Annotated in this window: 17 protein-coding genes, 1 other RNA gene and 1 riboswitch; of the genes, 9 read left to right on the forward strand and 9 right to left on the reverse strand. The window is 63.4% G+C overall.

Annotated elements, in window-relative coordinates:
* The first annotated feature begins 2 nt into the window (after window positions 1-2).
* The 7 genes from VV867_RS01285 to VV867_RS01315 are packed head-to-tail and all read left to right on the forward strand — an operon-like array spanning window position 3 to window position 6,167.
* On the forward strand, window positions 3-443 hold the full coding sequence (locus VV867_RS01285) for a hypothetical protein (RefSeq protein WP_328565437.1): 441 nt from the start codon (window positions 3-5) through the stop codon (window positions 441-443).
* Window positions 443-2,563 (forward strand): heavy metal translocating P-type ATPase, encoded by a 2,121-nt coding sequence (locus tag VV867_RS01290; protein ID WP_328565438.1) that lies wholly within the window; start codon window positions 443-445, stop codon window positions 2,561-2,563. Before VV867_RS01285 ends, VV867_RS01290 begins: the two co-directional genes overlap by 1 nt.
* Entirely contained in the window at window positions 2,560-2,793 is a 234-nt protein-coding gene (locus VV867_RS01295) for a FeoA family protein (RefSeq protein ID WP_109934533.1), read from the forward strand. The genes VV867_RS01290 and VV867_RS01295 overlap by 4 nt, the downstream gene beginning before the upstream one ends.
* 21 nt (window positions 2,794-2,814) lie before the next feature.
* A complete protein-coding gene (locus VV867_RS01300) occupies window positions 2,815-3,048 on the forward strand; it encodes a FeoA family protein (protein WP_256595878.1) in 234 nt (77 codons plus the stop codon).
* Window positions 3,045-5,372, forward strand: coding sequence for a Fe(2+) transporter permease subunit FeoB (gene feoB, locus VV867_RS01305; protein ID WP_328565439.1), 2,328 nt, complete (start codon window positions 3,045-3,047; stop codon window positions 5,370-5,372). The genes VV867_RS01300 and feoB overlap by 4 nt, the downstream gene beginning before the upstream one ends.
* Complete coding sequence (locus VV867_RS01310; protein WP_328565440.1) at window positions 5,369-5,614, forward strand: FeoC-like transcriptional regulator; 246 nt, start codon at window positions 5,369-5,371, stop codon at window positions 5,612-5,614. Before feoB ends, VV867_RS01310 begins: the two co-directional genes overlap by 4 nt.
* A 16-nt stretch (window positions 5,615-5,630) precedes the next feature.
* Window positions 5,631-6,167: a hypothetical protein gene (locus VV867_RS01315; RefSeq protein ID WP_328565441.1), complete on the forward strand. Its 537-nt coding sequence runs from the start codon at window positions 5,631-5,633 to the stop codon at window positions 6,165-6,167.
* Here VV867_RS01315 and VV867_RS01320 read toward each other — a convergent pair.
* Entirely contained in the window at window positions 6,164-6,595 is a 432-nt protein-coding gene (locus VV867_RS01320) for an HMA2 domain-containing protein (RefSeq protein WP_328565442.1), read from the reverse strand. The two genes, VV867_RS01315 and VV867_RS01320, sit on opposite strands and share 4 nt — an antisense overlap.
* A gap of 701 nt (window positions 6,596-7,296) precedes the next feature.
* Between VV867_RS01320 and VV867_RS01325 the strand changes: the two genes are divergently transcribed.
* Window positions 7,297-7,548: a hypothetical protein gene (locus VV867_RS01325; RefSeq protein ID WP_328565443.1), complete on the forward strand. Its 252-nt coding sequence runs from the start codon at window positions 7,297-7,299 to the stop codon at window positions 7,546-7,548.
* Between the two features lie 23 nt (window positions 7,549-7,571).
* Window positions 7,572-8,414, forward strand: a complete 843-nt coding sequence (locus VV867_RS01330; protein ID WP_328565444.1) for a hypothetical protein — start codon at window positions 7,572-7,574, stop codon at window positions 8,412-8,414.
* Window positions 8,415-8,618: 204 nt separating this feature from the next.
* Here VV867_RS01330 and VV867_RS01335 read toward each other — a convergent pair whose 3' ends face one another.
* From VV867_RS01335 to VV867_RS01370, 8 genes are all read right to left on the reverse strand, one after another.
* Complete coding sequence (locus VV867_RS01335; protein WP_328565445.1) at window positions 8,619-10,169, reverse strand: DNA polymerase; 1,551 nt, start codon at window positions 10,167-10,169, stop codon at window positions 8,619-8,621.
* Entirely contained in the window at window positions 10,162-12,003 is a 1,842-nt protein-coding gene (locus tag VV867_RS01340) for an RNA-directed DNA polymerase (protein ID WP_328565446.1), read from the reverse strand. The genes VV867_RS01335 and VV867_RS01340 overlap by 8 nt, the downstream gene beginning before the upstream one ends.
* A gap of 57 nt (window positions 12,004-12,060) precedes the next feature.
* Complete coding sequence (locus tag VV867_RS01345; protein ID WP_328565447.1) at window positions 12,061-12,315, reverse strand: hypothetical protein; 255 nt, start codon at window positions 12,313-12,315, stop codon at window positions 12,061-12,063.
* 476 nt (window positions 12,316-12,791) lie between these two features.
* Window positions 12,792-13,147, reverse strand: a transfer-messenger RNA (tmRNA) gene (gene ssrA / locus VV867_RS01350).
* Window positions 13,148-13,220: 73 nt separating this feature from the next.
* Complete coding sequence (locus tag VV867_RS01355; RefSeq protein WP_328565448.1) at window positions 13,221-13,898, reverse strand: type 1 glutamine amidotransferase domain-containing protein; 678 nt, start codon at window positions 13,896-13,898, stop codon at window positions 13,221-13,223.
* A gap of 105 nt (window positions 13,899-14,003) precedes the next feature.
* Entirely contained in the window at window positions 14,004-15,014 is a 1,011-nt protein-coding gene (locus VV867_RS01360; protein ID WP_328565449.1) for a sodium:calcium antiporter, read from the reverse strand.
* Between the two features lie 58 nt (window positions 15,015-15,072).
* A riboswitch (yybP-ykoY riboswitch) is annotated at window positions 15,073-15,248 on the reverse strand.
* A 38-nt stretch (window positions 15,249-15,286) separates the two neighbouring features.
* Window positions 15,287-18,562: an acetyl-CoA carboxylase family protein gene (locus tag VV867_RS01365; protein WP_328565450.1), complete on the reverse strand. Its 3,276-nt coding sequence runs from the start codon at window positions 18,560-18,562 to the stop codon at window positions 15,287-15,289.
* A gap of 139 nt (window positions 18,563-18,701) precedes the next feature.
* Window positions 18,702-18,953 (reverse strand): hypothetical protein, encoded by a 252-nt coding sequence (locus tag VV867_RS01370; protein WP_009613086.1) that lies wholly within the window; start codon window positions 18,951-18,953, stop codon window positions 18,702-18,704.
* Between the last annotated feature and the right edge of the window lie 15 nt (window positions 18,954-18,968).

Consider the following 18,968-nt stretch of genomic DNA (forward strand, 5'->3'; position numbering starts at 1 on the left):
GCATGGCTAAGAAGGGCAAGCGGCGGCAGCAGGCCGCCGGATATGGCTACGGGGACGACGCCTACGCCGGCAACGGTTACGGTGCTTACGGCTATGCGCCGCAGAACCCGCCCGGCTGGCAAATGCCGCCAGCGCAGATGATGGGCGGCACGCCGGGCATGCAGGAAGCGGCCGGGCTGTTCGGCCTGGCCGGCGGGATGGATGCCGGCATCCTCCAGGGGCTGCCGACCTTCCTGCGTTCGCGGCACACCGAGCAGTTCCTCCTCGGCCTGCTGGTCGGCGGCGCGGCGGCCTGGGTGATGAGCGACGAGGAGCTGCGCGGCAAGCTGATGAAGTCCGCGGTGAAGCTCTATGCCAGCCTGGCCGGCGGCCTGGAGGAGTTCAAGGAGCAGATGGCCGACCTCAAGGCCGAGATGGGCGCGCAGCAGCACGGTGACAAGTGATGTCGGGCCCCTGGTTCGCCGGCCTCGACCTGGTGCACGGCAGCGCCGGGCGGGCGCGTTACCGCTACCGCTGCCAGAAGGGCAGGCGCGGCGAACTGCAGCGCATCGAGTGGGCCGTCGAATCCCTGCGCGGGGTGCGCAAGGTGCGGGTCAACCCGGCGATCCAGGCCCTGGTGGTCGAATACGAGGGTGCGCTGACCGACGCCGAGCGCCTGCGCCAGGACATCCTCGCCCTGGAGTACCCGGACCTGCCGCTGGCCGCGGGGCGGGCCGGTGGCCGTGGCGACGAGTCGCCGGCCGGGGTGCTGACCACCGGCGCGGCGCTGCTGGCCGACCGCCGCCTGCAGCCCGAGCTGCAGGGGCCGCTGTCCATGGCGGTGTCGCTGCCGCTGTTCGGCAAGGCCCTGGCGGAGCTGGTGCAGCGGGGCATCACCTCCCACGTGCTGGAAGCGCTGGCGGTGGCCATCTCCATCGGCCGCCGCGACTTCCTCACCGCCAACATCACCACCTTCCTGCTGGCGCTGGGCGACTACCTGGAACGCTCCATCGAGCGCCATTCGGACAACCTGCTCAAGAGCCTGCTGCGCCCGGCCAGCAACGAAGTCTGGGTGGAGCGTGACGGCGTCGAGCAACTGATCGATGCCCGCGAGGTGGCCTTCGGCGACACGGTGATCGTCGCCACCGGCACGGTGATTCCTGTCGATGGCACCGTGCTGGGCGGCGAAGCACTGGTCAACCAGGCGACCATGACCGGCGAGAGCGTGCCGGTGGTGCGCCACCGCGGCGACATCGTGCTCTCGGGCACGCTGGTGGAGGAGGGGCGCCTGCGCATCTACGCGGAGAAGGTCGGCCGCCACGCCGCCGCGGCGCGCATCGCCAGCTTCGTCGAGCAATCCCTGGCGGTGAAGAGCGCCACCCAGCTGGAGGCCTCGCGCCTGGCCGACCGCCTGGTGCCCATGGTGCTCGGCCTGGCCGGCGGCACCTGGCTGCTGTCGGGCAGCCTGCAGCGCGCCTCGGCGGTGCTGCAGGCCGACTATTCCTGCGCCCTCAAGCTGGCCACCCCGGTGGCCTTCAAGGCCTCGATGTACCAGGCCGGCCGCCACGGCGTGCTGGTAAAGGGCGCCAATGCGCTGGAGCGCCTGGCCGAGGCGGACACCTTCGTCTTCGACAAGACCGGCACCCTGACCACCGGCGCCCTGCGCGTCACCAACTCGCTGGTGTGCAGCGCCGGTTACAGCGCGGAGGACGTGATCAACATCGCCGCCTCGGTGGAGGAACACTACTACCACCCCATGGCCATGGCGGTGGTCGAGGCGGCCAGCCACCTGCCGCACCGGCAGCACTTCAACCACGGCGAGGTGGAGTTCATCGTCGCCCACGGCGTGGCCAGCGTCATCGACGGCAAGCGCATCGTGGTCGGCTCGCGGCACTTCGTCGAAGAGGACGAGGGCATTTCCACCGCGGCATACGCACAGGACATCGAACGTCTGCGCCGGGAAGGCAAGACGCTGCTCTACATCGGCTACGGCGGCGAACTGCTCGGCGTGCTGGGCATGCTCGACAGCGTCCACCCGGACAGCGCCGCCACCATCGCCCGCCTGCGCGAGCTGGGCGCCCGGCGCATCGTCATGCTCACCGGCGACCACCCCGAACGCGCCCAGGCGCTGGCCGACGAACTGGGCCTGGACGGCTTCCGCGCCGGGCTGCTGCCGGACGAGAAGGCCGCGGCGATCCAGGCGCTGGCCGAGCAGGGCGCGCGCATCGCCTTCGTCGGCGACGGCATCAACGACGCGCCGGCGCTCAGCGGCGCCCACGTCGGCATCTCCATGCGCCAGGGCTCGGACATCGCCCGCCTGGCCTCGGACATCGCTCTGCTGGAAGACGGCATCGCCGGCGTGGCCGACGCCAGGGCCATCGCCATGGCCGCGCGCGATTTGATCAACAGCAACTTCAAGCTCATCGCCGGGCTCAACTCCAGCATCCTCGGCGCCGCTGCGCTGGGCCTGCTGAGCCCGGTCTCGGCCTCGATGCTGCACAACGGCTGCACCATCGGCATCCTCCTGCGCGCCCTGGCCGGCGCCGGGATGCCGGGCCAGCCGCGCCCGCAGGAGGCCCCATGAGCACGGATGCGCTGCCGCTGAGCATGGCCGGGGAAAACGCCAGGGTGCGCATAGTCGCGCTGCTCGGCGGGCCGGGCATGGCCCGCCGGCTGACCGAGATGGGGCTGAACGTCGGCAGCGAGATCACCGTGCGGCAGAGCCAGGGCGGCGGTCTGGTGGTATCCCGGGGCGAGACGCGTTTCGCCCTGGGGGCCGGAGTGGCTCACAGAATCATGGTGTGCCCCGTCTGATGGCGCACCGGGAGGCATGCCATGGCAATGCTCAAGGAACTGGCGGTAGGTGACCGGGCCAGGGTGACCGGCTTCAACCAGGGCGGCAGCGCCTACCGGCGCAAGCTGCTGTCCATGGGGCTGACCCCCGGCGCCGAGCTGTCGGTGACGCGGGTGGCGCCGATGGGCGACCCGGTGGAGATCCGCGTGCGCGGCTTCTCCCTGTCGCTGCGCAAGGCCGAGGCCGATGCGCTGATGGTGGAGAGGCTGCCATGAGCGAACATCGCGTCATCGCCCTGGTGGGCAACCCCAATTGCGGCAAGACCACGGTGTTCAACGCCCTCACCGGTTCGCGCCAGCGCGTCGGCAACTGGCCGGGGGTGACGGTGGAGCGCAAGGTCGGCGAGTACCGCTTCGAAGGCGAGCGCTACGAGGTGGTCGACCTGCCCGGCACCTATTCCCTGGACGTGGTCGACCAGGAAGTGTCGCTGGACGAGAAGATCGCCCGCGACTACGTGCACGCCAACGAGGCCGGCCTGGTGGTCAACATCGTCGATGCCTCCAACCTCGAGCGCAACCTCTACCTGACGCTGCAGCTGGCCGAGATGCAGGTGCCGCTGGTGGTGGTGCTGAACATGGTCGACGTGGCCGAGGAAAAGGCCATGCGGGTGGACGCCGGCAAGCTCGCCGAACGCCTGGGCTGCCCGGTGGTGCCCGTGGTGGCCTCGGAAGGCACCGGCATCGACGAACTGAAGGTGGCGCTGCGCGAGGCCCTGCGCCAGGCCCGCCGGCCCGCCGTGGCAGTGACCTACGACGCGGCCCTGGAACAGGCCATCGGCAAGCTGCTGCCGGAACTGGCCGAGGCGGGCACCGGCATGGCGCCGCGCTGGCTGGCGGTGCGCCTGCTGGAGGGCGACGACCTGGCCCGCGCCATCGCCGGGCCCCGGGCGTCGGAGGCGGCGTCGCGGTTGGCGGAGGAACTGGGCGACGACATCGACATACTGGTGGCGGACGCCCGCTACGGGCTGGCCAACGCCATCACCCGCGAGGCCCTGACGCGCCTCGGCCGCACCAGCCGCGACCTGACCGACCGCATCGACCGCGTGGTGCTCAACCGCATGCTGGGCATCCCGATCTTCTTCGCGATGATGTACCTGATGTTCATGTTCACCATCAACATCGGCAGCTCCTTCATCGACCTGTTCGACCAGCTCGGCGCGCTGTTCTTCGTCGACGGCCTCGGCCGGCTGCTCGACGCCTTCGGCACCCCCGACTGGCTGGTGGCGCTGCTGACCAAGGGCATCGGCGCCGGCGTGCAGACGGTGGCGACCTTCATCCCGGTGATCGGCTTCCTCTTCCTGTTCCTCTCGGTGCTCGAAGACTCGGGCTACATGGCGCGCGCGGCCTTCGTCATGGACCGCTTCATGCGCTGGGTCGGGCTGCCCGGCAAGTCCTTCGTGCCGATGATCGTCGGCTTCGGCTGCACCGTGCCGGCGGTCATGGCCACGCGCACCCTGGAGCACCGCCGCGACCGCCTGCTGACCATCGCCATGGCGCCGTTCATGTCCTGCGGCGCGCGGCTGCCGGTGTACGTGCTGTTCGCCGCGGCGTTCTTCCCGGAGCACGGCCAGAACGTGGTGTTCGGCCTCTACCTGATCGGCATCGGCGCCGCCGTGCTGACCGGCCTGCTGCTCAAGCACAGCCTGCTGGAGGGCGAGGCCACGCCCTTCATCATGGAGCTGCCGCCGTACCACATCCCCACGGTCAAGGGCGTGCTGCTGCACACCTGGTCGCGGCTCAAGGGCTTCGTGATCAAGGCCGGGCGCATCATCGTGCCCACCGTGCTGGTGCTGAACATGCTGAACTCCACCGGCACCGACGGCAGCTTCGCCAGCGTGGCGCCCGACCACTCGGTGCTGGCCGAGGTGGGCCGCGGCATCTCTCCCGCCTTCGCACCCATGGGCGTGACCGAGGAGAACTGGCCGGCGGCGGTGGGCATCATTACCGGCATCCTGGCCAAGGAGGCGGTGGTGGGCACGCTCAACGCCACCTATGGCGCGCTGGCCGGGCAGGCGGAAGCGGACGAGGACAAACCCTTCGACCTGGCCGGCGGCATCGTCGACGCCTTCGCCACCGTCCCGGCCAACCTGGCCGAGGCCTTCGGGCGCTGGACCGACCCCCTGGGCCTGGAGGCCGACCTGGGCGACCAGGACGCGGTCGCCGCCGCCAACGAGGTGTCGAGCAGCATCTTCGGCGCTATGGTCACCCGCTTCGCCAGCGCCTCGGCGGCCTTCGCCTACCTGCTGTTCGTCCTGCTCTACTCGCCCTGCACGGCCGCCATGGCCGCCGTGTACCAGGAGGCCGGCACCCGCTGGATGCTCTTCGTGGTGGGCTGGACCACCGGCCTGGCCTATGGCGTGGCGGTGCTGTTCTACCAGTTGGCGAACTGGGCGGCGCACCCGCTGGGCTCGCTGGCCTGGTGCACCGGCGTGTTGCTCGCCTTCGCCGCCGCCTTCGCTTCCCTGCGCATCGCCGGCCAGCGCGCGCCACGGGTGGCGGCTGGCCTGCCGCTCTCGCCCTCCGGAGGGGGCTCGCCATGATCCTGTCGCAACTGAGTGACTACCTGAAGCTGCACGGGCGGGTCAGCCTGCACGACATGCAGCACCACCTGGACACCACGCCCGAGGCCCTTGAAGGCATGCTCGCGGTGCTCGAACGCAAGGGCCGCGTGCGGCGCCTGCCCAGTGGCACCTCCTGCGGCGGGGGCACCTGCTGCAAGTGCGACCCGGCCACCATCGTCATCTACGAATGGGTCGCGGCCACGCCCGGCAATGCGTCGTGACGCGGGGCACGGGGCCATGAAGCGGGCGCCGGCGCTGCTGGTCATCGGCATCCACCGCGAGGAACTGGCCTTCGGCGAACGCGTCGCCGAAGGCGTGGCGCCCGACCAAGCGGACGTGCAGCGCATACCCGACGGCCTGTCCGGGCGCCACCCGCGGGCGGACCAGCGCTTCCACCACGAACTCCTGCATGCCGCCCTGTACGAGCAACTGCTGCCGCTGGCGAGCGGCCGCTACCGGGTGCTGATCGACCTGCACAGCGGCCACGACCGCGACGGCCCGAGCGTGGACCTTTACTGCGGCCAGCCGCGCTTCTGCCAGGCGCTGGGGGAAGCCCTGGCCCGGGAAGGCCTGGCCGGCCGGGGCATCGAAGTGGTGCCGCTGGGCGAGGCGGTCGCCACGGTGATCCCCCGGCGCATCTGGGACAACCCGAAATTCCTCTACCTCGGCATGGAGGTCTACCTGCCCGAGGGCGACCAGGAAGAGGCCGTGAAGCTGGCCAGGCAACTGGTCGCCCTGGTCAGCCTGCAGGCGCAGGCGTTCGAGGACGCCTAGCGCAGGATATGCCGGCGGTGCGTGCTCAGGTGCACCCCGAGGCAAGCGACGAACACCGCGCCACAAGCCGCATGCCCGCGCTTGGAACCCATGCCCACCAACGCCAGCGAACTGCCCAGCCCGGCGATCATCCCCAGCTTGGCATAGCGGTTGACGCGCATCTTCAGCGGCCGCCGGCCGGCGGCCTGCAGCGGGGCGGCCAGTTCGGCGTCGACCAGCGCGTCGACCTGCGTTTCGAAAGCGGCGAGTTCGACCTGCATCGGAGTGAAATGCAAAAGCAGCGAACCCGACTTCGCATTGGCCTCGCAGGAAAGCACGCCATCGAGCGCGGCCAGCGTGTCACGCAGCCTGCGCAGGCGTTCGGCATTGCGCAGCCGGGCGTCCCGAACGCGGATACGGCCGGGCAGGGAGGAAACGATGTTGGTCATGGGGGGCGGACGAGAGGCTGATTGGAAGCCGCATCATAGCGATTTGTATTCCGGGGCAGAGTGGCCGGTGGTCGGGTGGGAGCTTCTAGACCCTCAGCCCCGGCCTGTTACAGCCATTTCCCAGTGACCAGCATGTTCCCGATCAGGACTAGCCACAGGGTGGCCGGGATATTGAACAACTGCAGCCAATGGAGCGACCTGGGGCCGCGGAACAGCCAGAAGGACGAGGCTATCAGGGCCAGGGGAATCAATTGGAGCCAGGCGAACAGCCGCGCACCGATCTCACCATGCCAACCGCCGAACCCAACTCACCTTGTGCACCACATCGTTCCGCCGTGCTCTGGAGCGAACCATCATCCAGCTACCGCAAGGTCAGGCCAGCCATGCCCTGCGGCATTTCTCTCGCCCGATCACCGGCTGATGCTGTACGGTTTGGACCGCTTGATCATGAAAACATCTGTAGCAGTGTCGCAATGTGCTAAACCGTTTAAAAAGGTTTATAAACGGGCTGTGAGGCGATACGAGGCTCTTGCCCTATGGGGGTAGGGCCTATACGCTTCGCGACGTTTTTGTGTGAGCCTCAGCCTGTCGATGTGGGCAAACGCAGGGGAACGGAACTGGCTTTCGGTCCTCAGGCTCACCCTTAAACAAGGGAAGAGGGCAGCAGCCAACGAATGGCGTACGCGTTTCTGGAGGGTCTCGTGAGCAAACACCACAAGCCTAAAACCTTGATTGAGCGACTTAAAGGTTACTACCGGATCGCTGAGCATGAAGCTTCCGAGTCCGTCCCCTTCTACGTGACGGGCGATGGTGTCATGTTCTCTGATCCCAAAGAGGTAATCCGCGCCAAGGTCGTTAAGCGTCAGTTCAGTGCGTTCGAGAGCCTTAGAAGCGAGCTGAAGAAAGCCTCCGCATCTGATCAGAAAGAAGCAGCGGCTGGCGAATCTATATAACGCAATGACCTAAGGACGGGTGAATGCTGAAGGCCGCTCTTGCTTTCGTTCCACTATTGGCGGGTTATCTTTTTGTTAGCACCTGGCACGAGACCAGGTATCTGATAAAGCGCGAAGACTCCCAGAAGCTTTATATCCGAGCGGCCTTCTGGGGTATCTGGCTTTTTTTGCTCGCGTTAGCGCTCACAGTCTGTGCTAACCCGTATCTTGAGTCTCTGCTTGCGTTTCTTCGTGCTGGTGTAGGCCAAGCTGGGTTGCTCGAGGAAAAGGGCGGGAAGGTGGACACCGCTTTTTGGGTTCTGGTGCTTGCCGCCACACTCGTGCTGGGGTTGATTGGTGGGTATGTTCTGAACTGGTTTCTTGCCTTCAAGAGCATTTCGACGAAAGAGCTCTTCCGTCTGGCAGTACGCCGCATCAAAAGTAGAGATGCTCGTCTCTTCTCGTTGATTTACGAGTACTCCAATCGAGCGGCTCTCAAGCGAGCCATCCAACTTCTGAATTCCGACCTGGATTTGATCCTGATGAGGGCTCTGGAGCAGAGCATGCCGATCTGCGTGACGCTGGGTCACGGGAAGGTATACGTAGGCTATGTCACTGGGGCAATTGATCCTGGTGACAAGCGCGATATGCTCCGGATTCTGCCTTTCGTAAGCGGTTACCGTGCCAGTGATGGCTTGAAGATGCACTTCACGACCTGGTACACGACCGTTTACCAGCGCTTTACAAAGGATGAGACGCTCAGTCACCTAAACCCTGAGCTGTTTGAAGTGGTATTCCCGCTGAGCGAAGTGAAATCCGTGAATCTCTTCGACATCAGGGCATATCAGGCCTTCCAGAAAGACAAGCCTAGTACTACCCCTGATTGATTTGTGCCTGTTGTCTCGGTGCGACACTTTTTCGACACCCTAATTGGCACGCCTATAACGCCACTTGTACCCCTGACTTCCAACATGTATGAGGTATGCCTGGCTGCTGCAGGAGGGCGGTAGCCACAGGTACTCAGCAATAGCTACAAACCCCCCATGAGGCGGCTCCCCTTGGAGGCCCCTCGTAAATGAGCCATTGGTGCTTCAACTCACAGAGACAACGAACTGGCCTAGGGAAGCCTTGCCGGTGATCCGATTTTCAAAGTGCTCTGACATCGTGTCTTTGAATATTTCTGAAACAACATTTGCGTCGAAGGCTACCGGGTGCTGGAAAAGAACAGCGTCGTGCATTGGAACTTTGAGTTCGACCATTTCTTCGTGGCTCAGCCTGAGTAGAGCTTTCTTGAAAATTAGCGACGCCGTACCCTGTACAAGCTGACTTACTGCTGATCTCTTTTCTTGTTCAGTAAGGTTTCCTGAGCGGTTGCGTTTCATATAGTTGCCAAGGCACGTACCTATTCGGCCGTTTTCTTTAAAGCCCGTGTAGATCGTGTTCTTCCATTCCTCGAAAACTGTGAATTTGTTAAAGAAGTTCTTTGCGGCCCGCCTTTCAGCGCCATAGTTGTTGGCGGCGTCATACAAACTTTTCCTCTTCATTCCATAAGCGTAAGAGAGGAAGAGCCTCTTGGCCTGTTTGCGCTTGCCTTTATCGCCAAAAATCTCCTCGGAAGCCTTTTCATAAAGATCAAAAGAGGCGTAAAGCTCCGTGAGTATTGGGTCTCTGGATAGGGCTGCCATGATTCCCGCCTCATATTGGTCATAGTCTACATAGGAAAGTGCTTTTCCTTCATCTGGGATTAAGATGTCTCTATGAAGTTTGGCTAGGTTCTGAAGAGAGGGATCCTTGAAGTAAATTCTCGAGGTGATCGATCCGAAGTTGTCGACTATGGGGAATATTCGATTATGACTTAGTGGGATTGCGTTTAGGACTTTTCTAGAGTTTGCAGTCTTCATAAGGCGGATCAGGTCGTCTGAAAAATTGTCTTGCATAGGGACAAATTTTAGAACGTAGTCGACGTTAACGCCTGAGAAGTCAAATCCTTTTGGCTCCAGGTAATTGATGATGTCTGTGTCTGTTGGGATTTCTAGGGGCATATTATACTTGGCTGAAAAGTCCTTCAGGGCCATGTAGTAGTCAAAGTCAATCTTTTGCTTGTGGCTTCTAAGCTTTGCGGTGTCAACCGCTATTCCGGCTACGGTTGAGCGAATTAAGTAGTCGGTGACCGGACGTTCAATTTGAGTGAATCGTTCCCACTCTCCAGCGGTGACTGCTTCTTCTTCAATTTGTACTGATAGATTAAATAGAGCTTCGCCAATTTTTATTAGCACGTCATTGGCTATTGGGGATTTCTTGTTGAATATGTCTTTGTATTTTTTAATTGTATCGTCGTCGGTGAGCGTGCTGAGGGATTTTGAGATGTCTACCTTTTCGCGAGACTCTCTGTCTGCTCTGTTTCCAGATGTTGAAATTCTCAGTTCGTCAATGTCTGTCACAAGTTTTGGCAGTTGCTTTGTGAGCTTTAGTATTGCGGGAGCTATAAGCCAGTAGTCGTGGCATATTATTTCTGACTCTTCTTCTGTTAGCTGTTTGGCGGATACTTCGCATAACTCTCCCGCGTCCCATAAAAAGAATCTGTCCCCATTTTGCTCTGTATAGTCACGAATGAACATCATGGACTTCTTGGGTTTAGTCATAGGGACTGATCTCTTCGTATAGGTCAAGCACGCTTCTAGGCTCTCTCTCAAGCAGCGGGACGCCATCCGCAAAGTAAGGTATCGCACGGCTGGCGGTTCTCTTGAGTTTTGTGTGGAGTTCAGGGATCAGCGGCTTTAGTTCTTCTGCTTCGAACTCACTTGTTGCAAGTAGAAAGTTCCTTTGGTGGTAGTATGGCCAGGTTTTGCAGAACTTCTGAACTAAAGGCTTTAGTTTTGCGGATTCATCTATGCAGCGTAAGTATATGAAAATTGCAGAGACCTCTGGTTGAAGTAGATCCTCTTCAATTTTTATAAGGGCTAGGGTGATGAGCGCTTCGTTTTTGTGCTTTTGCTTTGCCAGCAGAAGCCAGAGATGAAAGTTTTGCCATGAGTGAATGGATTTTTCACTGTCTTGCAGGTAGGCGGTGATTGTTTCAAGGTCCTGCTCGTTGAGGCTAAGTGCGCCTAGAATCCGGCAATACTGGTCCGTGGATGCTGCGTGCTCCTCCAAGGTTTCAATTAGTAGGGCTTTGAGTTCGACTGCTAGGTCAGTATGTATGTCGAATAGCTTTGCCTCTGCTAACTGGATGAGTCGGTTTACAGCGAAGCGGAATTGCCTAGATTGGGTTTCCTTCTGCTCAATACACTCTCTTAATAGTTGATGAATATACTTGGCTGAGCGGGCTATTACCCTTCTACTCCTTGAGCGCCACATGCTCTCAATCGTCAGGGTACGGTCGTCAGTTGTAGGGAAGCTGTCGCTGATATCGGCCGCTGTACTTTCTATTGTTAGGATTTTTGTTTTGCCAGAGTTGATGTTCATTCCAACTGTTCGAAGCTGGTTGATTAACTCTGTTAATGTTTTCTTCGCTATGCGGGGAGTTTCGCAAATGATTCTAATGTCGTCAACATATCTGTAGTAGTCATACCCAAGCTTTACCATAGCATGGTCGACAGAGCTTAGTACAACATTGGCAATGAAGGATGATGAGTCTCTGTTTTGAGGGAGGCCATGCTTTTCGCTGTAACCCCAGCGAGTTAATAGTTCGCAAAGAGTTTGAATTGCGTTCCGAATAAGTAGCTTTTCCGGTCCGCTTGCCGATACATGGTCTAGCATATCCTCGAATGCTGATTTGACGGCATCTACTGTAATGTTTTCAAAGTAGTTTATAAGGTCTGTGACCAATAGCGCCTGATTGTTGGATAGAGCGGTCCTAGTAACACCTTCGAAGGTGTGCCATAAGTCAATTCGATTCTTGAATATGTACTTTTCCGAGGTTCTAGTTTTGTTGTAGCGATGGCCTAGAACTCTATGGGAGAGGAGAGGGTCGTAGAAGGGGATCAGGAATGAACAAATAGATTGGTAAATAAAGCGGTCGTAAAAGTCTGTTTCTAAAGAGTACCTTACCCCAATGCCCTTTTTAGGAATGTTGTAAATTGTTCTATTGCATCCTGGGTATTTGCCATTTCCTTCTAGCAGTAGGCATTGCAAGGTTTCTCTCAGGTCGTTCTTGTTTGAGAAGAGATCGCGATGTTGGATGGCATCGGTGAACCAGTCGTCGCGCATGTCTTGGTTTAGATGTTGTAGAACGGCGTCTAATTCAATCTTGAAGGCAAGAAATTCAGTTGCTTCTGGCTCTTTTTGATTAGCCGTTTGGGGGGCGGTAAGTTGTTGCTTTAATTGGCCTATCTTTTTCTTGATTTTTCTGCTTTGAAGGATTTCTGCGCTGCTCTGAAACAAGGAGATAAGTGATTCTATTTGCTTCAGAGCTGACTCTTCATCGGTGGTCGGCGGTTGGTTTTCAATTTCTTCAGCATCGCTATCCTGCGCCATATATAGCTCCTTAATATGCGAAAAAGCGGACGGATTTATTTTTCCTACTCTAATCCCTCAAGCGTCTCGCTCAAGCTCATTGCCATCCGGCCTCGTCTGCCCAACCTCAGGCGCCACCTGCCCACTCGCTAGCCAAAGCGCGTATTGCGGATATAAACGCACCAGCGCCTCCACCTCCCGGGTGCTGATCCGGGTTCGCTTGTCGTAGCGGACCGTTCGCCAGCGGGTGCCGCTGATCTCGGTGCGCTTCACCAGTTCGTCCAGGCCTGTCCTGTCGACAAGCGCTCTTACTCGGTCGTCTATCGAATCCATGCGAAATGGTATTTTACATTTGTAATATACAAATACCCCTGTGCCTTTCGTATATTACAAAAACGGGTGAGGTAAGCCTTCTGGGTTGAGGAGCCCGGCGCCGCTGAATCACGCCCGAATAGTGCAGCAAAAAGCCATGGAGATGGAAGAAAGCCCACAAGGGGGAGTGCTATGAGCCAACCAGACCTGAATCTCGATCTATGCACTATCGAGGCTTTTGGCCGGATGTGCGTTTTGCCTGATGACCTAGTAGCCGAGTGGGTCGGGGCTGGCGTACTACCGAGCCGGAGCATTGCCGGTATCTGCCTGGTCGACCTGCGGAGGCTTTTCGCTGCGCAGCCTCGCGGCAAGGAGAGAATTTCGGCGTGTGGGAAATAGGCGGGAGACGCTGGGGCGAAGGAGGGGAAGGCTGCCAGCGATCGAGCAGGCACAAAAAAGGCACTTGCGTGAGTCGCCAAGTGCCTGATCTGTCTGTTTGGTGGAGCCGGGGGGATTTGAACCCCCGTCCGCCAGCTCTCCGCTATCGGTTCTACATGCTTAGCCATCTCTACTGAGTTAACTCCGCGCGGCCCGAGTGGCAGGGCGCTTGGAGCGAGCTGTATGAGTTTTAGCCGTTACGTCTACAGCGAACTTGGCGGCGATCCTGTTCTATCTGACAGACCTAATCTTCGGGTTTACAGGCATCCCCTAGGGTCTGCTGGCGCCCTTAGGCGGCCAGAGCGTAGTTGTCGTCGTTGGCAACTATGAATTGTGGCAGCGGATTTACGAGAACTGTCACCTACTCGGCATGCCCCTCAAGTTTTGTTACCGGCGTCGAATCCTAATCGGCCCCAAAACCCGTAAAGGTCGCGGCCAGTGTACGGCAAAGCCCCCGGCGCGTCCACCGGGGGGCTTGCAAGTGCCTGTCAGCCCAGGAGTTTCAGCACGGCTTCGGCCACCGCTTCGCTGGAGGCGGGGTTCTGCCCGGTGATCAGCAGGCGGTCCACTTCCACGTGGCTCTGCCAGTCGTCGGCCTTGCTGTAGCGGCCGCCCTTGGCCTTGAGTTCGGTCTGCACCAGGAAGGGCACCACGGCGGTCAGGCCCACGGCTTCTTCCTCGCTGTTGGAGAAGCCGGTGACGTGGCGGCCCTCGACCAGCGGCTTGCCGTCGCCGTTCCTGGCGTGGCGCAGCACGCCGGGGGCGTGGCAGACGGTGGCCACCGGCTTGCCGGCGTGGGCGAAGGCCTCGATCAGGGCGATGGAGTGTTTGTCCTCGGCCAGGTCCCACAGGGGGCCGTGGCCGCCGGGGTAGAAGATGGCGTCGTAGTCGGCTTCGTTCACCTCGGCCAGCCTGCGGGTGCTGGCCAGGGCGGCCTGGGCCTCGGGGTCCTTGCGGAAGCGCTCGGTGGCCGGGGTCTGGGCGTCGGGCTCGTCGCTCTTGGGGTCCAGCGGCGGCTGGCCGCCCTTGGGCGAGGCGAGCGTCAGCTCGGCGCCGGCGTCCTTGAACACGTAGTAGGGCGCGGCGAATTCTTCCAGCCAGAAGCCGGTTTTCTTGCCGGTGTCGCCCAGTTGGTCGTGGGATGTGAGCACTACCAGGATCTTCATGGCCTCTCCTTGCATGCAGCGGTGTGACGGCAGGCGCCGGCCGGGCGCCTGGCGGAACCGTCAGTTTAGGCGCTGCGCCGCGGCTTGCACGCTGCGGCGCGGTGTTCAGCGGCCGAGGGTGATGGCCAGGTAGGCGACGTAGAGTGCGCCGTTGCCCAGCAGTACCCAGGCGGCGATGCCGTCGTGGCGGGCGTTGAGGCGCAGCCAGAGCGCCGCGCCGAGGGTCACCAGCACGCCGGTGAGCACTTCGATGCGTGGCTGCCAGGGCGTCAGCAGGATGCCGATGGCCGGCAGCAGGGTGCCCTGGAAGACCATGGCGCCGGTGATGTTGCCGAAGGCCAGGGTGTCCTTGCCGCGGCGCACCCAGAGGATGCTGTTGACCTTCTCCGGCAGCTCGGTGGCGATGGGGATGATCAGCAGCGAGAGCAGCAGGGCGGAGATGCCGAGCAGGCTGGACAGGCCCTCCACGCCGTGGATGAAGCCCTTGGCGCCGAGCACCAGCAGCGCCAGGCCCAGGGCCAGTTGCGCGACTATGGTGACGATGTTGGTCGGCACGCCGATGCGCGACAGCCACATGGGGTTTTCCGCCGCGGTGCCGTGGCCGTCCTCCACCAGTTCGCGGGAGGCGCGCAGGGTGAGGGTGATGTAGCCGATGTAGGTGAGCACCAGCAGCACGCTCAGGCCGATGCGGTAGCTGTGCAGCTGCGAGGGCACGAACATCGCCACCGTGGCCAGGCTGAAGGCCAGGAGGAAGAAGTTGAGGTCGCGCAGCAGGCCGCTGCGCTCGGGCACCAGGCGCCCGCGCAGGCCGCGGCCGCGGAGGACGAAGCAGGCCATCAGGCAGGTGGACAGGGTGGAGAGCATCAGCGGCGCGCCGAGGATGGCGCCCACGCCCACTTCTTCGTTCAGCGACACGTTGCTGGTGCCGGCCACCAGCGCCAGCAGCGGCACCAGGGTTTCCGGCAGGGCGGTGCCGATGGCGGCGAACAGCGAGCCGGTGACGCCTTCGGAGATGCCCAGGCGCTCGCCCAGGTGTTCCAGGGCGTTGGTGAAGAGTTCGGCGGCGACCAGGATGAGCAGCAGCATGCCGAGCAGTTCGAGGGCGAAGGTCAGCATGGGGCGCGCTCCTCGCGGGTGGAGGGCGACACGGGACGGAGGCGGTGCATCACGGTGGAACTCCCGGCCGGTGTAGTACCCATGACCATGCGCCTCCCCGGCCGTTGCGGAGGTTGCATGGTCAAAGGTCTTGCCAGGCTGTGCGCTGGCCACGCCATGGCCTGCCGGCCAAGGATGTTGACGTGGTCCCCGCCGGTGTTCCCGGGCGGGCGGCTACTCCCCAATGACGCCGGGCATTCTAGCGGATTGCCCGGCGCGCTCAAGGGCCTGTTTCACCATGTGTCGATCAAAGGGCGCTTCTTGCCGGCGCGTTTCGCCGCTTTCGGCGTCGACGCCAGGCCACGCAGCAGCCAGCGGCGCGTCTCGGCCGGGTCGATGACGTCGTCGATCTCCAGGAAGCTGGCCATGTTCAGCCCCTTGCCGTGGCGATAGGCCGCAGCGACCATCTTGTCGAACAGCTTCTGCCGCTCCCCGGCGTCCTCCACGGCCGCCAGCTCCTTGGCGTAGCCCAGCCGCACCGCGCCCTCCAGGCCCATGGCGCCGAACTCGCCGCTGGGCCAGGCGATGGTGAACAGCGAGGCATGGAAGCTGCCGGCGGCCATGGCCATGGCGCCCAGGCCATAGCCCTTGCGCAGCACCACGGTGAAGAAGGGCACGCTCAGGCTGGCGGCGGTGACGAACATGCGCGAGACGTGGCGCACCGTGCCTTGCTTTTCCGCCTCCGGGCCGACCATGAAGCCGGGGGTGTCGCACAGCGACAGCATCGGCAGGTCGAAGGCGTCGCACAGTTGCATGAAGCGCGCGGCCTTGTCGCCGGCCACGGCGTCGATGGCGCCGCCCAGGTGCGCGGGGTTGTTGGCGATCAGGCCGAAGGGCTTGCCTTCGATGCGCACCAGCGCGGTGATCATGCCCGGGGCGAACTGCCGGCGCAGCTCCAGCACCGAGCCTTCGTCGGCCAGGGTGGCGATGACCTGGCGCATGTCGTAGGCGCGCAGGCGGTTCTCCGGCACGGCGTGGCGCAGGTGGCGCTGGTCCGCGCACTGCCAGTCGGCGACCTCGCCCTGGAAGTAGGACAGGTACTGGCGGGCGATGCGCGTGGCTTCGGCCTCGTCCTCCACCAGCACGTCGATCACGCCGTTGGGGCCCTGTACGCTGCTCGGCCCGACTTCCTCGGCGGCGTAGCGGCCCAGGCCGCCGCCTTCGATCATCGCCGGGCCGGCCATGCCGATGCTGCTGTCGCGGGTGGCGATGATCACGTCGCAGCAACCCAGCAGCGCGGCGTTGCCGGCGAAGCAGCGGCCGGAAACCACGCCCACCAGCGGCACCAGCCCGGAGAGTTTCGCCATGCCCATGAAGGTGGCGCAGTCCAGCCCGGCCACGCCCAGGTAGTCGCTGTCGCCGGGGCGCCCGCCGCCGCCTTCGGCGTAGAGCACCAGCGGGATGCGCCACTGCTCGGCCAGTTGCAGCATGCGGTCGCTCTTCTTGTGGTTCATCACCCCCTGGGTGCCGGCGAACACCGTGTAGTCGTAGGCGATGGCCAGGCAGCGCGCGGCTTCCTCGCCGAACTGCGCGGCGTTGACGCTGCCCAGGCCGGTGACCAGGCCGTCGGCCGGGCTGATCGCCTGCAGTTCCTCCAGGCTGCGCCGCCGCCGTTGCGCGGCGATGGCCAGGGCGCCGTACTCGATGAAGCTGCCGGCATCCAGCAGGTCGGCGAGGTTTTCCCGGGCGCTGCGCTTGCCCGCCGCGTGGCGCTTGGCGATGGCTTCCGGGCGCCGCGCGTCGAGGCCGATGGCATGGCGTTCGAGGACTTCGGCGAGGTCGGCGCGGATGTGTCCGAGGTCCAGCTCGCCGGCCTGGCCTTCGTCCAGCGCGGCCACTTCCGCCGGTTCGACGAACAGCAGCGGCGCGCCTTCGTCGAGGCTGTCGCCCGGCTCGGCGGCCAGGCTGTGGACGATGCCGCTGGCGCTGGCCTTGACCTCGAATTCCATCTTCATGGCTTCGACGATGGCGATCACCTGGCCGCTGGCCACGGCGTCGCCGGGGGCGGCCAGCAGGCTGACCAGTACGCCGGCGCCGGGGGCGTTCAGGGCGAGGCAGCCGGGCGGTGCCGCGTGGCTGCGCGCGGCCTGTTCGCCGCCGGCGCTGCCCAGCCAGCGGTGCGGGTGTTCGCCGCCGGCCAGCAGCTCCGCCAGGTGGCTCTCGATGAAGCGGGTGCTCACCCGGTTATCCGCCAGCTCCGGGCGGCGCAGCAGGTTGAGCAGCAGCGGGATGTTGTTGGCCACGCCTTCGAGGCGGAATTCGCAGAGCGCGTGGTAGGCCTTGCGCAGGGCCTGTGGATAATCCGCCGCCTGGACGATCAGCTTGGCCAGCAGCGAGTCGTAGCCGGCGCCGGTGCGGTAGCCGGGGTAGCCGTAGCCGTCCACCCGCAGGCCGGGGCCGCTGGGCGGCTGGTAGGCGGCCAATACGCCGCTGGCCGGTTGCGGGGTGCCGTCGGCGGCCAGGCTTTCGAGGTTGATCCGCAGTTGCAGGGCGAAGCCGCGCGGGGCGGGGATATCTGCCTGTTGCAAACCCAGCTCGGCCAGGCTGGCGCCGGCGGCGAGGCGCAGCTGGGCCTGGACCAGGTCGATGCCGGTGATGGCCTCGGTGATGGTGTGCTCCACCTGCAGGCGCGGGTTGGCTTCCATGAACAGGAAGTCGCCGCTGTCCTCGTCGAGGAGGAATTCGAAGGTGCCCAGGCCGCGGTAGCGCACCGCTTCGGCCAGGCGCACCGCGGCGCTGGCGATGGCGCCGCGCAGGCGCGGGTGCAGGCCGGGGCTGGGGGCGATCTCCAGCAGCTTCTGGTTGCGCCGCTGCAGGCTGCAGTCGCGCTCCCACAGGTGGCTCACCTGGCCGCTGCCGTCGCCGATGACCTGGATTTCGATGTGCCGGGCGCGCTCCACCAGGCGCTCGACGTAGAGCGCGTCGTTGCCGAAGGCCGCGCGGGCTTCCGACTGGCAGCGCGCATAGGCTTCGGCGATGTCCTCGCGCCGGCGCACCGCGCGCATGCCGCGCCCGCCGCCGCCGGCCAGGGCCTTGATCATCATGCCGGCGCCGCTGGGCAGCTGGGCGAAGAAGCGCCCGGCTTCCTCCAGGCTGGTGGCGCGGTTGGTGCCGGCGGCCAGGGCCACGCCATGCTGGCTGGCCAGTTCGCGGGCGCGGGCCTTGTCGCCCAACTGCTCCAGGACTTCGGCGTCGGGGCCGACGAAGCGCAGGCCGGCCGCTTCGCAGCGGCGGGCGAACCCGGCGTTCTCGGAAAGGAAGCCGTAGCCGGGGTGCACGGCATCGCAGCCCTGGGCCAGGGCCACTTCGATCAGCTGGGCGACGTCCAGGTAGGCCGCGGCGCCGCGCCCGCGCAGGGGCACGGCCTGGTCGGCCTGGCGGGTGTGCAGCGAGGCGGCGTCGTCCTCGGCGAAGACGGCGATGCTGCGGATGCCGAGTTCGGCGGCGGCGCGGGCGATGCGGATGGCGATCTCGCCACGGTTGGCGATCAGCAGGCAGGTGATGGGCATGGGCGATTCCGCTTGTCGTTCTTCTGGCGTGGAATCGCTCCATCTTAGGGATGAAGCGGGGCCCCGGAGCGAACCGGGGCCTCGCGAATGACGGGCCCTCAGCCCGGCTTATGACGCATGGCGCCCAACACGGGGCGGGTCAGCTGCTGGACGAGGCCTTCAGCAGTTTCAGGGCTTTCTCGGTCATGGCGACGCAGGCCTGGGTATTGCCTTGTTCCTGGGCCTGGGCAGCTTTCTCCTGAAGACGCATGGCCTGCTCCTGCACGCTGTCGCTGCTGTTGGTGCTCTGCATGCTCTCGTCGATCCGCTGCAGGTTGTCGCTGCAGCGGTCGGCGGCGAACACCGGCGACGCGAGCAGCGCGGCACTGATGAACAGGATGGTGGTTTTCATGATGCGGTACCTGTA

Source organism: Pseudomonas sp. JH-2, assembly GCF_036231725.1.
GTDB classification, from domain to species: Bacteria; Pseudomonadota; Gammaproteobacteria; order Pseudomonadales; family Pseudomonadaceae; genus Pseudomonas; species Pseudomonas delhiensis.

Excerpts from the sequence above, each read along its gene's own strand:
- VV867_RS01285 (WP_328565437.1), top strand. The coding sequence starts at position 3 with ATGGCTAAGAAGGGCAAGCGGCGGCAGCAGGCCGCCGGATATGGCTAC.
- VV867_RS01290 (WP_328565438.1), top strand. The coding sequence starts at position 443 with ATGTCGGGCCCCTGGTTCGCCGGCCTCGACCTGGTGCACGGCAGCGCC.
- VV867_RS01295 (WP_109934533.1), top strand. The coding sequence starts at position 2,560 with ATGAGCACGGATGCGCTGCCGCTGAGCATGGCCGGGGAAAACGCCAGG.
- VV867_RS01300 (WP_256595878.1), top strand. The coding sequence starts at position 2,815 with ATGGCAATGCTCAAGGAACTGGCGGTAGGTGACCGGGCCAGGGTGACC.
- feoB (WP_328565439.1), top strand. The coding sequence starts at position 3,045 with ATGAGCGAACATCGCGTCATCGCCCTGGTGGGCAACCCCAATTGCGGC.
- VV867_RS01310 (WP_328565440.1), top strand. The coding sequence starts at position 5,369 with ATGATCCTGTCGCAACTGAGTGACTACCTGAAGCTGCACGGGCGGGTC.
- VV867_RS01315 (WP_328565441.1), top strand. The coding sequence starts at position 5,631 with ATGAAGCGGGCGCCGGCGCTGCTGGTCATCGGCATCCACCGCGAGGAA.
- VV867_RS01320 (WP_328565442.1), bottom strand. The coding sequence starts at position 6,595 with ATGACCAACATCGTTTCCTCCCTGCCCGGCCGTATCCGCGTTCGGGAC.
- VV867_RS01330 (WP_328565444.1), top strand. The coding sequence starts at position 7,572 with ATGCTGAAGGCCGCTCTTGCTTTCGTTCCACTATTGGCGGGTTATCTT.
- VV867_RS01335 (WP_328565445.1), bottom strand. The coding sequence starts at position 10,169 with ATGACTAAACCCAAGAAGTCCATGATGTTCATTCGTGACTATACAGAG.
- VV867_RS01340 (WP_328565446.1), bottom strand. The coding sequence starts at position 12,003 with ATGGCGCAGGATAGCGATGCTGAAGAAATTGAAAACCAACCGCCGACC.
- VV867_RS01345 (WP_328565447.1), bottom strand. The coding sequence starts at position 12,315 with ATGGATTCGATAGACGACCGAGTAAGAGCGCTTGTCGACAGGACAGGC.
- VV867_RS01355 (WP_328565448.1), bottom strand. The coding sequence starts at position 13,898 with ATGAAGATCCTGGTAGTGCTCACATCCCACGACCAACTGGGCGACACC.
- VV867_RS01360 (WP_328565449.1), bottom strand. The coding sequence starts at position 15,014 with ATGCTGACCTTCGCCCTCGAACTGCTCGGCATGCTGCTGCTCATCCTG.
- VV867_RS01365 (WP_328565450.1), bottom strand. The coding sequence starts at position 18,562 with ATGCCCATCACCTGCCTGCTGATCGCCAACCGTGGCGAGATCGCCATC.
- VV867_RS01370 (WP_009613086.1), bottom strand. The coding sequence starts at position 18,953 with ATGAAAACCACCATCCTGTTCATCAGTGCCGCGCTGCTCGCGTCGCCG.